15 protein-coding genes are annotated in these 13,062 nt (G+C 68.0%); 9 read left to right on the plus strand and 6 right to left on the minus strand.

What is annotated here, in order from left to right; genetic code table 11:
* Positions 1-247 precede the first annotated feature (247 nt).
* Positions 248-1,258, plus strand: a complete 1,011-nt coding sequence (locus HDA45_RS22235) for an acyl-CoA dehydrogenase family protein (protein WP_184898320.1) — start codon at positions 248-250, stop codon at positions 1,256-1,258.
* Here the strand turns inward: HDA45_RS22235 and HDA45_RS22240 are convergent.
* The gene (locus tag HDA45_RS22240) at positions 1,255-1,497 is read right to left on the minus strand and encodes a hypothetical protein (RefSeq protein ID WP_037315352.1); all 243 of its coding nucleotides are present in this window, start codon (positions 1,495-1,497) and stop codon (positions 1,255-1,257) included. The genes HDA45_RS22235 and HDA45_RS22240 overlap by 4 nt on opposite strands.
* A 114-nt stretch (positions 1,498-1,611) precedes the next feature.
* On the opposite strand from HDA45_RS22240, the gene HDA45_RS22245 reads away from it, so the two are divergent.
* From HDA45_RS22245 to HDA45_RS22260, 4 genes are all read left to right on the plus strand, one after another.
* Positions 1,612-2,376, plus strand: coding sequence for an ESX secretion-associated protein EspG (locus tag HDA45_RS22245; RefSeq protein ID WP_184898322.1), 765 nt, complete (start codon positions 1,612-1,614; stop codon positions 2,374-2,376).
* Between the two features lie 146 nt (positions 2,377-2,522).
* A complete protein-coding gene (locus tag HDA45_RS22250) occupies positions 2,523-2,999 on the plus strand; it encodes a hypothetical protein (RefSeq protein WP_221471209.1) in 477 nt (158 codons plus the stop codon).
* A gap of 2 nt (positions 3,000-3,001) precedes the next feature.
* Positions 3,002-3,550, plus strand: a complete 549-nt coding sequence (locus HDA45_RS22255; protein ID WP_246480756.1) for a DUF3558 family protein — start codon at positions 3,002-3,004, stop codon at positions 3,548-3,550.
* A 12-nt stretch (positions 3,551-3,562) separates the two neighbouring features.
* Positions 3,563-5,044, plus strand: coding sequence for a hypothetical protein (locus HDA45_RS22260; RefSeq protein WP_184898326.1), 1,482 nt, complete (start codon positions 3,563-3,565; stop codon positions 5,042-5,044).
* 51 nt (positions 5,045-5,095) lie between these two features.
* Here the strand turns inward: HDA45_RS22260 and glfT1 are convergent, their stop codons facing one another.
* The 3 genes from glfT1 to wzm are packed head-to-tail and all read right to left on the minus strand — an operon-like array spanning position 5,096 to position 7,773.
* On the minus strand, positions 5,096-6,004 hold the full coding sequence (gene glfT1 / locus HDA45_RS22265) for a galactofuranosyltransferase GlfT1 (protein ID WP_184898328.1): 909 nt from the start codon (positions 6,002-6,004) through the stop codon (positions 5,096-5,098).
* Positions 6,001-6,825: a galactan export ABC transporter ATP-binding subunit Wzt/RfbE gene (wzt, locus tag HDA45_RS22270; RefSeq protein ID WP_184898330.1), complete on the minus strand. Its 825-nt coding sequence runs from the start codon at positions 6,823-6,825 to the stop codon at positions 6,001-6,003. The genes glfT1 and wzt overlap by 4 nt, the downstream gene beginning before the upstream one ends.
* A 3-nt stretch (positions 6,826-6,828) precedes the next feature.
* A complete protein-coding gene (gene wzm, locus HDA45_RS22275; protein ID WP_184898332.1) occupies positions 6,829-7,773 on the minus strand; it encodes a galactan export ABC transporter permease subunit Wzm/RfbD in 945 nt (314 codons plus the stop codon).
* 144 nt (positions 7,774-7,917) lie between these two features.
* On the opposite strand from wzm, the gene HDA45_RS22280 reads away from it, so the two are divergent.
* Genes HDA45_RS22280 through pseI form a run of 4 tightly spaced genes read left to right on the plus strand, consistent with a single transcriptional unit; the run spans position 7,918 to position 10,597 of the window.
* Positions 7,918-8,547: a glycosyltransferase family 29 protein gene (locus tag HDA45_RS22280; protein WP_184905906.1), complete on the plus strand. Its 630-nt coding sequence runs from the start codon at positions 7,918-7,920 to the stop codon at positions 8,545-8,547.
* A gap of 34 nt (positions 8,548-8,581) precedes the next feature.
* Positions 8,582-9,016: a hypothetical protein gene (locus HDA45_RS22285; RefSeq protein ID WP_184898334.1), complete on the plus strand. Its 435-nt coding sequence runs from the start codon at positions 8,582-8,584 to the stop codon at positions 9,014-9,016.
* Complete coding sequence (locus HDA45_RS22290; RefSeq protein WP_184898336.1) at positions 9,013-9,531, plus strand: GNAT family N-acetyltransferase; 519 nt, start codon at positions 9,013-9,015, stop codon at positions 9,529-9,531. Before HDA45_RS22285 ends, HDA45_RS22290 begins: the two co-directional genes overlap by 4 nt.
* Before the next feature lie 10 nt (positions 9,532-9,541).
* Positions 9,542-10,597 carry a pseudaminic acid synthase gene (gene pseI / locus HDA45_RS22295; protein ID WP_184898338.1) on the plus strand — a complete coding sequence of 352 codons (1,056 nt, stop codon included), beginning with the start codon at positions 9,542-9,544 and terminating at the stop codon, positions 10,595-10,597.
* A 355-nt stretch (positions 10,598-10,952) separates the two neighbouring features.
* Here pseI and HDA45_RS22300 read toward each other — a convergent pair whose 3' ends face one another.
* Together HDA45_RS22300 and pseB are read right to left on the minus strand one after the other, a co-directional pair.
* Positions 10,953-12,086 (minus strand): DegT/DnrJ/EryC1/StrS family aminotransferase, encoded by a 1,134-nt coding sequence (locus HDA45_RS22300; RefSeq protein ID WP_184898340.1) that lies wholly within the window; start codon positions 12,084-12,086, stop codon positions 10,953-10,955.
* The gene (pseB, locus tag HDA45_RS22305; protein ID WP_184898347.1) at positions 12,079-13,062 is read right to left on the minus strand and encodes a UDP-N-acetylglucosamine 4,6-dehydratase (inverting); all 984 of its coding nucleotides are present in this window, start codon (positions 13,060-13,062) and stop codon (positions 12,079-12,081) included. The genes HDA45_RS22300 and pseB overlap by 8 nt, the downstream gene beginning before the upstream one ends.

Raw genomic sequence — 13,062 nt, forward strand, 5'->3', positions numbered from 1 at the left:
GGGCCGCGGTGGGGGTGTGTGGAAATAGGGACGTTGAGTGTCCCTATTTCCACACAGCCCCTCCGTGACCCGACCGGTCACGCGGGACTGTGTGGATTTCTGGTCATCCAACGTCCCAAAATCCACACAGTCCGGCGTGACCGGCCCCGCAGGAGCGCACCCGAGGGGAGCAAGGGACCTTTAGTATCGCTAGCTTTCCTAGCGGTGCTAGACCCAACCAAGGTCGAGTTAGGGTACCCTTACCTTCATGACGGATCTGGCCGCTAGAGCCCGCATTCTCGCCGACGACCTCCTCTTCCCGGCAGCCATCGAAGTCGACCTCAAGGGAGAAGTCCCTTCGAGTCACTTCGACGCCCTCGCGGCCGAAGGCTTCTACGGTCTCGCCGCGCCCAAGGAGGTCGGCGGGCCGGGTATCGACTTCCCGACGATCATCCAGGTCCTCGAGGCCATGGCGGGCGGCTGCCTCAGCACCATGTTCACCTGGGTCCAGCATCACGGCCTGGTCGCCGGGCTGTCGCTCACCGACCGCGCGGACCTGCGCGAGCGCTACCTCCCGGCGCTGATCAGCGGCGAGCTCAAGGCGGGTGCCTCGTTCGCCGCGGTGATCCCGACCCCGCCGAGGCTGCGCGCGGAACGGGTCGAGGGCGGTTACCTGCTCGACGGCGAGGCCCCGTTCGTCAGCGGCTGGGGCATCATCGACCTGCTCCAGCTCTGCGCCAGGGACGGCGACACCATCGTCAGCGCGATCATCGACCCGGTGGCGGGGGAGCATCTGGAGGTCCAGCCGCTCGACCTCGTCGCGGCGCAGGGCACGTCCACCGTGCACCTCGGCTTCACCCGCTACTTCCTCGCCGACGACAGCGTCTACGGCAAGGTCCCGTACGCGGACTTCATCGCGGGCAACACCTTCGTCTCCCGCCTCAACGGCTGCGCGCCGCTGGGGCTGGCCGCCCGGGCCGCGCGGTTGATCGAAGACCTCGGGAAGGCCGACGTCGCCGCCGGGATCACGGCGGAGATCGACGGCGTCCGTGGACGTCTCGACGCGAGTCTCGCCGATCCTCCGTCACTGCCCGCGGCCCGGGCGGCGGGCGCGGAGCTCGCGTTCCGGGCCGCGGGCGCGCTGGTCGCGGCCAACGGCAGCACGTCGGTACTCGCCGGACGACACCCCCAGCGGCTCGTCCGGGAAGCCACCTTCCTGCTGGTCGCCGCCAGCCGCCCGGAGATCAAGTCGGGCCTGCTGGAGCTCTTCTCCCGTTAGTGGAGGCCGAACACCCGGGTCTTGCGGTTCAGGTCGTCGATGTAGGCGGCGGCGACGTGGGAGAAGTTGATCGCCACCTCGGAGTCGTCCTTGGTCTGGATCGTCTGGACCGAGCCGGTGCGGACGAAATGCGAAAGGTCCTTGGTCAGCCGTTCGGTTTCTTCCGTCGTGAGCGCGAAGAGCAGCGGCTCCCCACCGGTGGCGAGATGGAGCACGAGCGCGGGTTTCTGGTCTGCCATGAACCCATGGCACCAGCCGTGATCACAGCCGGGCAAGCGGGTTCGCTGCGGGCGTACCGGGTACGTGGACTACGTTCAACCCGACGAACAAGACACCCGCGGGGGGAAAAGGCGATGCCGCACTCGTTCTCGCTGTCACTGGCGGCGGTGGACATCCTGCTCGAACACGGCCGGTTCGGCCCGGCGCCGGTTCCGTTCGAAGTCCCGCACATCGGCACCACGGTCGAGCAGCGCGCGATGGTGCGCGAGGCCGTCTTCCGCGATCTCGAAGGACGCGGCCTGATGCGCGGCGGCAGGCTCGACGCGGACGTCGAGCTCGCGCTCGCCACCTTCGTCAACCCGCAGCTCGCCGTCTGGGCGGTCGCGCAAATGGACAAGGACAAGCAGCTGTTCGCGAGGGCGGCGACGAACGGCCAGTTCGCGGTCGTCGCGCGCCAGGACGAGAACCTGCTCGTCTTCGAAGAGACCAGGCCGACAGCGATCGTCGCGTCGATCGTCGACCTGCTGCCGCTCACCCCGGCGGGACCCGGCCAGTCCGTCACCATCGCGAAGCCGGCCAGCGTGCCGAAGCGTCCTCGCAACGACGACGCTTACGACCCCTTCGCCGGTGTCAGCGGTCCTCGTACCCACGGGTCGAACCCGCAGCAGCGGCAGGTGGAGCGCATCTTCGAGAAGGCGAAGACGCGAGTGGGCCAGTTCAGCGTGTTCATCCGCGGCGGGAGCGTGTTCCCGCCGCTGGCCTGGTTCGACACCGAGGCGGGCCGGTTCATGATGACCTCGCGTCAGGCTGCCGACGGGCAAAGCTGGCTGACCTACGCTCCCGCCGACAACGCGAGGATCGCGCAACAGCTGTACGCCCAGCTCGAAGGCCAGTTCTGAACCGTCGGGAACCGGGATGACGCCCGTTTCGTCACACTTGCCGGAGAGATCTTCGGTGATCGGCGAATCACCGTTGCGCTGAGTGTTCGGCTAGTAGACTGCCGGGCGGTACGCACGGGCGAGCAGACGATGCAGTGGGGCGGACGATGGCTTTCGAAGCGGATGGCGGACAGGCGGGGCCGGACTACTCGATCGGCGCCGCCATGGGAGCGGCAGCCGGTTATGTGGCCAAGGGCGGCCTGAACCAGGAGGCGATCGCCAAGGTCAGCGCCGAGACCCAGAAGCTGGTCTCGGCCGCCAAGAGCGGCGGCTTCAAGATCAGCGAAGAGGGTGTCAAACCGCTGCGTGAGGCGCTGGCGAACATGTCGGAGGAACTCAGCGCGCTGAAGATCAAGACCATGGCGCTGAACGACGCCCCGCAGCTGGGCGGTCACCCCTACGGCAAAGCGGTCGCGGCCCACGACCACAAGGGCGCGGCCCAGTCGGCCAACTCCGCGAGCGCGGTCATCGGGCAGTTCGAGAAGGTGGTCAAGGACGCCGACGAGGCGCTGGCCAGGGCCGCCGGACTGTACAAGGGCGTCGAGGACAGGGCGATCGACGCCACCAAGAAGGTTCAGGCTTGAGGATGATGAAAAAGCTTTACGTGGTGCCGCTCGCCGCGGCCGGCCTGGTATTGGCCGCGTGCTCCAGCGAAAAGCCGGGAAACGCCAGCCCCGCGCCGTCTGCCCCGCCCGCGTCGTCGAGCGCGTCCAGCGCGCCCACGTCCGGCGCGGACACCGCGTCGATCGAACCGTGTTCACTCGTCGGCGCGTCGGACCTGGCGTCCTATGGGACGTTCAAGCCACCGACGACCGAGAACGCGGGCGGAGCCCGTCTCTGCACGCTGAGCAAGGAGGCGGCGACAGCCTCGGAAAGCCTCTCGATCGGTATCGGCGTCCGTGACACACAGGGGCTCGAAACGGTGAGTGACGCCGGCAACGGCAAGACCACCGGCAACGTCAACGGGCGCAAGGCGGTTCTCGCGCCCAGGCCCCCGGCGGGGTGCTTGATGGCACTCGAACTCGGCTCGTCGGCGCGTGTCGACGTCCTGATCGCCACCGACGACACCGAGAAGGCTTGCGGGATCGCCGAGAAGGTCGCCGACATCGTCGAACCGAAGCTTCCGAAGAGCTAAGGGGGAATCAGGATGACCACGAAGACACCGAACCTGAGCGAGAAGCAGGTCTCCGACCTTTCGCCCGCGGCACGTGACGCCTACTTCGAGCAGAAGGCCCAGGAGGGCGTCGACCCCAGTGACGGCTGGCTGTTCGGCGCGGTCAAGCAGTTCATGGCCTCCGGGAAGGCGCACCAGCAGTCCCAGGAGGTCGGCGACAAGAACGTCGATCAGCTGACCAAGAACGGCGACGTCCAGTACGTCGAGGGCCTGGAGCCGTCGAACGCGGACTACCAGGGGTACGACCACGAGAAGCTCGAACAGTTCATCAAGAGCGACTTGAACGTCGAGCAGGTCACCGAGGTCTCCACGGCGTACCACGACCTTCACAAGGCGTTCAACACCTTCTCGACGACGATGGACAAGGCCGTCACGGCGTCGCAGGGCACCTGGGAAGGCGACGCGGCGGGCAACGCGCAGGGCTACTTCAAGAGCCTCAGCAAGTGGTCCGAGACGAACTCCCAGAACGCGAAGCTCGCCTCCGAGACGATCTACGACCAGGGCACCGCGGCTTCCCACGTCAAGAACGTGATGCCCACGCCGATCCCCTTCAACTGGAAGGACGAGGTCGGCGGCTGGATGACGTCGAACCCGTTCAACCTCGGCGACAACATCGACAAGTCCATCCAGAAGCAGAAGGACAGCCAGGAGGCGCACACCCAGGCGGCCTCCGCCATGCACGACTACGACAAGTCCCTCTTCGAGGCCGCGTCGAAGCAGCCCGCGTTCGCCGAGCCGCCGAAGTTCGGCGTCGACGGCGGTGGCGGCATCGACGACGGCACCGGCAAACCCGGCATCCACAAGCTGCCCCCGGGCGAGAAATTCCCCTGGGACAAGGACAATCCGCCCGGCAACACCTACATCCCACCGGGTAACGGCGGTGGGGGCGGCGGAGGCGGAGGTGGCGGCACCGCGGTCCCGCCGGGCACCGGGCATCTCCCCGGCCCCGGCAGCAGCACGGGCTCCGGCAGCATCCCGTCGAGCACGACGCCGTCGGGTTTCCTGGGCAACCAGCCGCCGGTCAGCACGCCGGGCCCGAACAACAACGCCAACGCGATGCCGATGAGCCCCATGCCGATGTCGCCCATGATGGGCGGCGGCATGGGCGACTCCGACTACAACGGCCGGAACAGCCGCGGCGGCGGCGGAAGCGGGTTCGGCCCCGGCAGCGGCGCGGGGGGCTCCACGCCCGGTTCGGGTTCCGCGTCCGGCGCGGCCCGTCCCGGCGGTGTCGGTGCCGCGGAAGCGGCGGCAGGCCGCGGTATGGGCGGTCTCGGCGGTGGCGCCGGAGGCCGCGGCGGGCCGGGTATGGGCGGCGGCATGGGTGGCCGCGGTCAGCAGTCGGACGGGGACGAGGACACCGAGCACCAGCGTCCGACGTACCTCGTCGAGGGCGACCCGGACGAGGTCTTCGGGACGGACATGCGCACCGCGCCGCCGGTCATCGGCGAATAACGGACACGGAAAAGGGCCCCTCGCGCGAGCGAGGGGCCCTTTTCCGTGGTCTCAGTAGCGGTAGAACTTTTCCTTGCGGCCCTGGCGCACCAGTTTGAGCCACTGCAGGAAGGCCTTCGGGTCCCGCTTCACCCCGACGAAGTACAGCCCGAACCGCACCACTTCGAGTGCGCCGATCTTGCGCATACCCGGCTGCGACAGCAGGTATCCGCGGTTGCGGTAGGTGTAGTAGCGCTTGACCTCGTTCTCCGGGTCCTGCGCGTGGAATCGGCCGCCCAGCATCGGCTTGAACTCGTCCGAGCCGTCCGGGTGCAGGTACGCGGTCTTGAGCGAGGTGCCGAACGGCAACCCCGACCGCACCAGGCGCCGGTGCAGTTCGACCTCGTCGCCGCGGAAGAACAGCCGCAGATCCGGCACACCGACGACGTCCAAAGTGGACGCCCGGAACAGCGCGCCGTTCATCAGTGAGGCGATACCGGGCAGGAAGTCGACGCCCAGTTCCGACGACGAACGCTTCCAGGTCAGCCCGCGCCGCAACGGGAACGCGAGTTTGTCCGGCGCTTCGATGTTCGACACCACCGGCGAGATCTCGGCCAGATTCCGCTTTTCGGCCTCGTCCAGCAGGATCGCGAGGACGTTCTCGTCGGCGGGACGGCCGTCGTCGTCGGCAAGCCAGATCCAGTCCGCGCCCAGCGAAAGCGCGTGCAGCATGCCGAGCGCGAACCCGCCCGCGCCACCGAGATTGCGGTGCGAAGGCAGGTACGTGAAGGGGAGCGGGAAGTTCTCGACGATGTCCCGCGCCGACTTGTCCGGCCCGTTGTCGACCACGACGAGGTGGTCGATGGGCCGCGTCTGCGCGGCGATCACCTTGAGCGAGTCCGCGAGCAGTTCCCGCCGATGGCGCGTGACGACGACGCCGACGACGGCGCCTTCGGGCAACTGCCGGGTCTCGCTGGTCATCCTTGGCCGCCGTTCGTCGTCGCGACGGGCTCGGGGGCGACGCCGAAGCGCTCCAGCGTCTCCTGGCTCATGTTCTCGAACGGGTCGCGGCCCTTGTATCCGGTGAGCACGTCGCGCAGCGAACCGCGCTGCTTCACGTGTCCTTCGTCCATCCAGATCGCGGAATCGCAGAGTTCGAAGAGGAACTCGTCCGAGTGGCTGGCGAACACCAGGATGCCGGACCGCTTCACCAGGTCCTTCAGCCGGTCCTTGGCCTTGTTGAGGAACGCCGCGTCGACCGCGCCGATGCCCTCGTCGAGGATCAGGATCTCCGGGTCGATCGAGGTGACCACGCCCAGCGCCAGCCGCACGCGCATACCGGTCGAGTAGGTCCGCAACGGCATCTGCAGGTAGTCACCGAGTTCGGTGAACTCCGCGATGTCGTCGACACGCGCTTCCATCTCCTTCGCGGTCATCCCGAGGAACAGGCCGCGGACGATGATGTTCTCCAGCCCGGAGATCTCCGGGTCCATGCCGATCCCGAGGTCGAAGACCGGTGCGATCTTGCCCGAGATCTTCGCCGAGCCGCGGGTGGGCTCGTAGATCCCGGACAACAGCCGCAGCAGCGTCGACTTCCCGGCGCCGTTGTGGCCGACCAGGCCGACGCGGTCGCCCTGCTTCAGGGAGAGCGTCACGTCGTGGAGGGCTTCGATGATCGGCACCTTGCTTTCGGTGCCGATCTTGCCACCGACCTTGCCCAGTACCTTTTTCTTCATGGACCGGGTCTTCGCGTCGAAGATGGGGAAGTCGACGTAGGCGTTGTGCACATCAATGCTGACCATCTGTCACACCCAATAAGAGACGCGGGAACGGTAATTGCGCATCGCCACCAGGGCGAGGCCCCAGCCGACGACGGTGATGCCGAGCACCACGAACCAGCTGTTGATGCTGACGGCCTGCCCGATCAACGGGGCACGCACGATCTGGATGAAGTGGAAGAGCGGGTTGGCGTAGACGAACGGCAACGCTCCCGAAATGCTGTCACGGGCGCCACCCGCCATCAGCTGGTCGATCGGCCACACGATCGGCGTCATGTAGAAGAGCAGCTGGATGAGCGAGTTGATCACCTGCGGAATGTCGCGGTAGCGGGTCGAGATGATACCCAGCAGCAGGGTGACCCAGCCGGCGTTCAGCGCGAGCATCAGGATGCCGGGGATCGCGCTCAGCGAGTACCAGCCGATCCCGGGGTGGCAGAGGACCTGCCCGACACAATCGCCGCTCATCGCATACGGCTGGTCCAGGCTGGTGAAGAAGATCGCGACCACGATGACGTAGACGATCAGGTTGTGCGCCAGCATCAGCGTCTGCCGCCACACCGTGCGGAGGGCGTAGACCGAAAGCGGTGCCGGGAGCTGTTTGATGAGCCCCTCGTTGGCGATGAAGGTCTCCATGCCCTCGGACAAGCAGCCGCTGATGAAGCCCCAGATGATGAAACCGGTGCTGATGTACGGCAGGAACGTCGCTGTCGGCAGCGCGAACAGCTGTGAGTACAGCAGTCCCAGGCCGAGCGCGATGATGCCCTGGCTGATGGTGATCCAGAACGGGCCGATCACCGAGCGGCGATAGCGCTGCTTGATGTCCTGCCAGCCGAGGTGTCCCCACAGCTCTTTGGCGGCGAACCCGGTCTTGATGTCGGCGAACGCCCGCGAAAAGGTCTTGCTGTCCGAAATCGGCGGAACCGAGGTCGGCGCAGCACCGTCGGGGGCGTGAACCGTGCTGGTGGCATGCACGGGAACGAGGGTACCGATGGGGCCGCCGGAGCCTGGGCCGCCCCGTCCGACCACGGACCGCTACCGTCGGCTTCGAACCCGGATGCGGTCCGTGTGCTGGTACTTTCTCCCCTCATGACTGCTGCACTCGGCGACGCGAGCTTGATGGTCAATCTGCTCGCCGCCTACGCCGACCGGCCGGAGCCGCGTTCGGTGGCCGTGGTCGGAAACCAGCCTCTCCCGCCGGACCCCCGGCGGGCGAAGGCCATCGATGCCTGCGACCTCGTGATCCGGGTCAACGGTTTCGTCGTGGACGAGCCGGGCGGCCCCGAAACCGTCGGCAGCCGGGTGCACGTCGTCGTGTTCAACCGCGCCGTCCGCGCCACCAAACACGTCTTCCGTGACTACCGCAAGCGGCTCTACCTGCTGGTCGAGCCGGGGCGGATGCACTGGGAGCCCGAAGACATCCCGGGCTGGTGGCCCGGTGACCTCGGCTACGTGCCGGTGCCGAACCGCGAGGTCGTCCTGCCGCTTTCGGACGCGCTGGGCCTGCCGAGCCGGGAAGAGGGCCTGTGGTCGACCACGGGGACGCTGGCCGCCTGGATCGCGCGCACGTCGTTCCCGCACGCCAACCTGGTCCTGTCCGGGTTCTCGTTCATCGACGACCCGGCCCAGACCCGCTGGGAGCACGCCGCGGGTGACTCCTGCATCGTCGGGCCCGAACACCGGATCGCCGCCGAGGGCAGGCTGCTGGACTCCTGGACGAAGACCGGCGAAACCGAACTCCTGCGCTGAACTCCCAGCCAGCCCACCCCGAGAAGGACCACCCATGGCAGTGCAGAAACTCCGCAGCGGCGTGATCGGCCGGATCGCCAGGCTCATCGACTTCCGGATCGACGAGCGGCTCCGCGACCTCAATGGGCGCGTCAACGAACTCGAACACGCCACCGCGGACCACCGCCGCCGCCTCGACGGCGCCGAAGGCAGCCTCGAGCACGCGCGCGGCGACCTGCGCTGGACCCGCGCCGAGCTGGACCGCCTGATCCCGAGCGTCGCGGCCCAGGAGGCCCAGCTGGAGGATCTGCGCGAGTCGCTGTCGCTGCCGGCGCACGCCGACAAGCCCGAACTGGCCGAGGCGCGCAGCCTGATCCAGGAGATCCAGCGCCAGCACGCCCAGATCCGGGTCCGGCTCGCCGGGATCGCCCGCTACGAGGACCGGTTGCGCCGTCTCGAGGAGACCATCACCGTCCCGGCAGGCGAATGACCGGCTCGCTGGTCGAGGCCGGGGAAGCCGACCTCGACCGGATCCGGCGGTGGCGCAACCACCCGTCGGTCCGGCGGGTCAGCTTCACCACGCACGAGATCGGTGCCGAAGAACACCGTGGCTGGTTCGAGGCGGTCCGCGCGGACCCGAGCCGTCGCGTACTCGTGTACCGGCACGGCGGGGTGCCCGCCGGCGTCGTGCTGTTCAGCGACATCGACACCGAGGCCGGAAGCGCGGAATGGCACTTCTACCTGGACGTCGAAGGCCTCGGCCCGGAGACCCTCCCCGCCTGGCTGAAACTGGAGGGCGCGGCCGTCGACTACGGCTTCGACGTCCTCGGCCTGAGCCTGCTCGGCGGCGCGACGCTCGCCGACAACCGGCAGGTCCTGCAGCTGCACCGGCGATTCGGCTTCACCGAAACACGCAGGTATGTTCGGGAGGTCGACGGCGAGCCGCGCGAGGTCGTCTGGACCGAACTGCGTGCCGCCGACCGCCGGACCAGGAAGAAGAGGTAGTCGTTCCCCGATGACCGCCAGCGAGGTGCGCATCGGCGCACACGTCCTCTCGGCAGCGCACCCGCCGTTCGTGATCGCCGAAATGTCCGGTAACCACAACGGTGACCTCGGCCGGGCACTGGAGATCGTCGACGCGATCGCCGAAACCGGTGCGCAGGCGGTCAAACTGCAGACCTACCGGCCGGACACGATCACCATCGACGTGGACACCCCGGACTTCCGGATCGGCGACTCGCATTCGCTGTGGGGCGGCGAGAACCTCTACAAGCTCTACGAGCGCGCCCACACGCCTTGGGAGTGGCACGAGCCGCTGTTCGAACGCGCCCGCGCCCGCGGTCTCGAGATCTTCTCCAGCCCGTTCGACCCCACCGCCGTCGAGCTGCTGGAGTCGTTGGACGCGCCCGCGTACAAGATCGCGTCGTCGGAGATCGTCGACCTGCCGCTGATCGAACTGTGCGCGAAAACCGGCAAACCACTGATCATCTCGACCGGGATGGCCAGCGTCGCCGAGATCGACGCGGCGGTGCGGACGGCGCGTGCGGCGGGCAACGACCAGCTCGTCGTGCTCGGCTGCACCGCCAGCTATCCGGCGTCGCCCGCGGAGAGCAACTTGCGCGGTCTGCCCGTTTTGGCGGGGGTGACCGGGACGCTCGTCGGCCTGTCCGACCACACGCCCGGCATCGGCGCCCCGCTCGCGGCCGTCGCTCTCGGCGCCGTCGCGATCGAGAAGCACGTGACGCTGGCCAGGACCGACGGCGGCGTCGACTCGGAGTTCTCCCTGGAACCCGCCGAGCTGGCCGCGCTGGTCACCGAGTCGCACCGCGCCTGGGAGGCGCTGGGCGCGGCGGTGATCGGGCCGCGCGAGAGCGAGAAGGAAGGCCTGCGGTTCCGGCGTTCCCTGTATGTCGTCGAGGACGTGCGTGCCGGGGACACGGTGACGCGGGAGAACGTCCGGTCGATCCGGCCAGCCGGTGGGCTGGCGCCCGCCGAGATCGTGAACGTGCTCGGCCGCACCTTCGCCTCCGATGTCCCGAAGGGCACCGCGCTCACCTGGGGCCTGATCTAGCGTCGTGAGTGAGGGGTGGCGAGACATGCGCTCTCGTTCCTGATCAAGATCCGGTACCGGGGTAGCCGTGCGAGGGGTAAGGCAAACCTTGTCCTGTCGGGGCACCCGAACACCAGTGGCCTCAGAAGTACCAGCAGTCACAGCGACGCCGCGTGAAGGCCCCTTTCACGCGGCTCAGCCGAAGAAACTCGACCTTCACACCTCCCCAAGTACGTGAAGGACTCCTTCACTGCGCTAGACGCAATGAAGGAGGCCCTCACGTACCGCAAGGCAGACAAGAGTGAGAACAGGGCTCCGACACAGAGAGGCATGACCACGACACCGTTCCTTGCCTCTCGATAACCGTCCTGGCGGCTCAGCGGAAGAAGGCGTGGACCTCGTCGATGACACGGTCCACGTCGGCGTCGGTCAACGCCGGGAACAGGGGCAGCGAAAGCTCCTGGCTGTAGTACAGCTCCGCGTTGGGGCACAGCCCGCGCCGGTACCCGAGGTCCTCGAACACCGGATGCCAGTAGGCGGGGATGTAGTTGACCTGGACGCCGATTCCCTTGCCGCGCAGGTAGTCGAACAGTTCGCGACGGCGTCCTTCGAGGACTCGCAGCGGGTACAGGTGCCACACCGGGTCCGCGCCTTCGCGTACGGCGGGCGTCAAGACTCCGTCTAAAGAGGACAGTGCGGCGGTGTACCGCGCGTGGATCTCCGCGCGCCGCTTCTTGAACTCGGCGAGCCTGCGCAGCTGGCTGCTTCCCAAGGCGCACAGCACATCCGGCAACCGGTAGTTGAGGCCGAACTCGTGCACCTCCTGATGCCACGCGCCCTCGTCCGGATAGCGCTGCGCCGTCTTGTCCCGCACCAGCCCGTGGTTGCGGAAACCGCGGGCCCGCGTCAGCAGCTCGTCCGAAGCGGCGACCACCGCGCCGCCTTCGGCCGTGGTGAGGTTCTTGGTGGGGAAGAAGGAGAACGTCGTGAGGTCGGCGAGCGAGCCGACCGGCCTGCCCTGCCAGCTCCCGCCGACGGAATGCGCGGCGTCCTCCAGCAGCAGTGCGCCGTTGGCATGGGCGAGGCGGCCGAGTTCGTCCAGTTCCGCCGGGTGGCCGGCGTAGTCCACGGCCGCGATGACCTTGGTCCGCGAAGTGACGGCTGCCGAAGCCGCCGCCGGGTCGAGGTTGCCGGTGTCCGTCTCGACGTCGGCGAACACGACCTTGCCGCCGAGCAGCGCGGCCGTCGCGGCGGTGGCGACGAACGTCATCGGCGAGGTGACGACCTCGTCACCCGGACCGACCCCGGCCGCCGCGTAGGCGACGTGCAGCGCGGCCGTGCCCGAGGTGACGGCCACGGCGGGCGTGCCGCCGGTGAACTCGGCGAGGTCCTCCTCGAAACGCGTGACGGCGGGGCCGGTGGTCAGCCAGTCGCCGCGCAGCACGTCGGTGACAGCGGCGATGTCCTCGTCCGAAATGGACTGACGGCCGTACGGGAGGAACTCAGCCATACTGCTCGACCAGGTCGCGCAGCTCTTCCGGGTCGAGCCACAGGTCGTTGGTGTCCGAACGGTAGGCGAAGTTCTCCGGCACGGGCTCGCCGTCCGTCGGCGGCTCGTAGCCCCAGCCCGCGATATGCGGCTGGACGACATAGCGATCGGTCAGCCGCACGGTCCGGCGGGCGTCGTCGGGGGCGATCATCTCTTCGTGCAGCTTCTCGCCGGGCCGGATGCCGACCTCGTGCATCGGCGAACCCGGCGCGATGGCCTGCGCGAGTTCGACCAGCCGCATGCTCGGGATCCGCGGCACGTACAGCTCGCCGCCGTTCATCTGGTCGAAGGAGTCGATCACGAACCGAACGGCCTGCGGGAGCGTGATCCAGAAGCGGGTCATCTCCTTGTGCGTGATCGGCAGCGACTCGCCCTTGGCCGCGAGCGCGCGGAAGAACGGGATGACACTGCCGCGTGAGCCCATCACGTTGCCGTAGCGGACCACGGAGAACCTGGTCGGATGCGTCGCGGCGTAGTGGTTCGCGCTGATGAACATCCGGTCGGCGCACAGTTTCGTGGCGCCGTAGAGGTTGATCGGGCTCGACGCCTTGTCGGTCGAGAGCGCGACGACCTTCTTCACGCCGGTGTCGATCGCGGCTTCGATGACGTTCTGCGAGCCGACGACGTTGGTCTGCACGAATTCGAACGGGTTGTACTCACCCGTGTCCACCTGCTTGAGCGCGGCGGCGTGCACCACGTAGTCGACCCCGTGCATCGCGCGCTCGAGCCGGCGGCGGTCGCGGATGTCGCCGATGAACCAGCGCAGCCTCGGGTCGTCGTCGAACTGCTGCCGGGCTTCGTACTGCTTGAGCTCGTCGCGGGAGAGCACGACCAGCCGTCGCGGGTTCAGCTCGGCCAGGGCGTAGGTGATGAACGCCTTGCCGAACGAACCGGTCCCGCCGGTGAGCAGGATGCTGGAGCCATCCAGCTCGGACAT

It is taken from the genome of Amycolatopsis umgeniensis, from assembly GCF_014205155.1.
Taxonomy (GTDB): domain Bacteria; phylum Actinomycetota; class Actinomycetes; order Mycobacteriales; family Pseudonocardiaceae; genus Amycolatopsis; species Amycolatopsis umgeniensis.

What these genes read in the sequence shown, in the direction of transcription:
- glfT1 (WP_184898328.1), bottom strand. Translation starts at nt 6,004, where the DNA reads ATGACCAGCGAGACCCGGCAGTTGCCCGAAGGCGCCGTCGTCGGCGTC.
- HDA45_RS22285 (WP_184898334.1), top strand. Translation starts at nt 8,582, where the DNA reads ATGGCAGTGCAGAAACTCCGCAGCGGCGTGATCGGCCGGATCGCCAGG.
- HDA45_RS22280 (WP_184905906.1), top strand. Translation starts at nt 7,918, where the DNA reads ATGGTCAATCTGCTCGCCGCCTACGCCGACCGGCCGGAGCCGCGTTCG.
- HDA45_RS22245 (WP_184898322.1), top strand. Translation starts at nt 1,612, where the DNA reads ATGCCGCACTCGTTCTCGCTGTCACTGGCGGCGGTGGACATCCTGCTC.
- HDA45_RS22290 (WP_184898336.1), top strand. Translation starts at nt 9,013, where the DNA reads ATGACCGGCTCGCTGGTCGAGGCCGGGGAAGCCGACCTCGACCGGATC.
- HDA45_RS22240 (WP_037315352.1), bottom strand. Translation starts at nt 1,497, where the DNA reads ATGGCAGACCAGAAACCCGCGCTCGTGCTCCATCTCGCCACCGGTGGG.
- HDA45_RS22260 (WP_184898326.1), top strand. Translation starts at nt 3,563, where the DNA reads ATGACCACGAAGACACCGAACCTGAGCGAGAAGCAGGTCTCCGACCTT.
- pseI (WP_184898338.1), top strand. Translation starts at nt 9,542, where the DNA reads ATGACCGCCAGCGAGGTGCGCATCGGCGCACACGTCCTCTCGGCAGCG.
- wzt (WP_184898330.1), bottom strand. Translation starts at nt 6,825, where the DNA reads ATGGTCAGCATTGATGTGCACAACGCCTACGTCGACTTCCCCATCTTC.
- HDA45_RS22255 (WP_246480756.1), top strand. Translation starts at nt 3,002, where the DNA reads ATGATGAAAAAGCTTTACGTGGTGCCGCTCGCCGCGGCCGGCCTGGTA.
- pseB (WP_184898347.1), bottom strand. Translation starts at nt 13,062, where the DNA reads ATGTCCGAGCTGGATGGCTCCAGCATCCTGCTCACCGGCGGGACCGGT.
- HDA45_RS22300 (WP_184898340.1), bottom strand. Translation starts at nt 12,086, where the DNA reads ATGGCTGAGTTCCTCCCGTACGGCCGTCAGTCCATTTCGGACGAGGAC.
- HDA45_RS22235 (WP_184898320.1), top strand. Translation starts at nt 248, where the DNA reads ATGACGGATCTGGCCGCTAGAGCCCGCATTCTCGCCGACGACCTCCTC.
- HDA45_RS22250 (WP_221471209.1), top strand. Translation starts at nt 2,523, where the DNA reads ATGGCTTTCGAAGCGGATGGCGGACAGGCGGGGCCGGACTACTCGATC.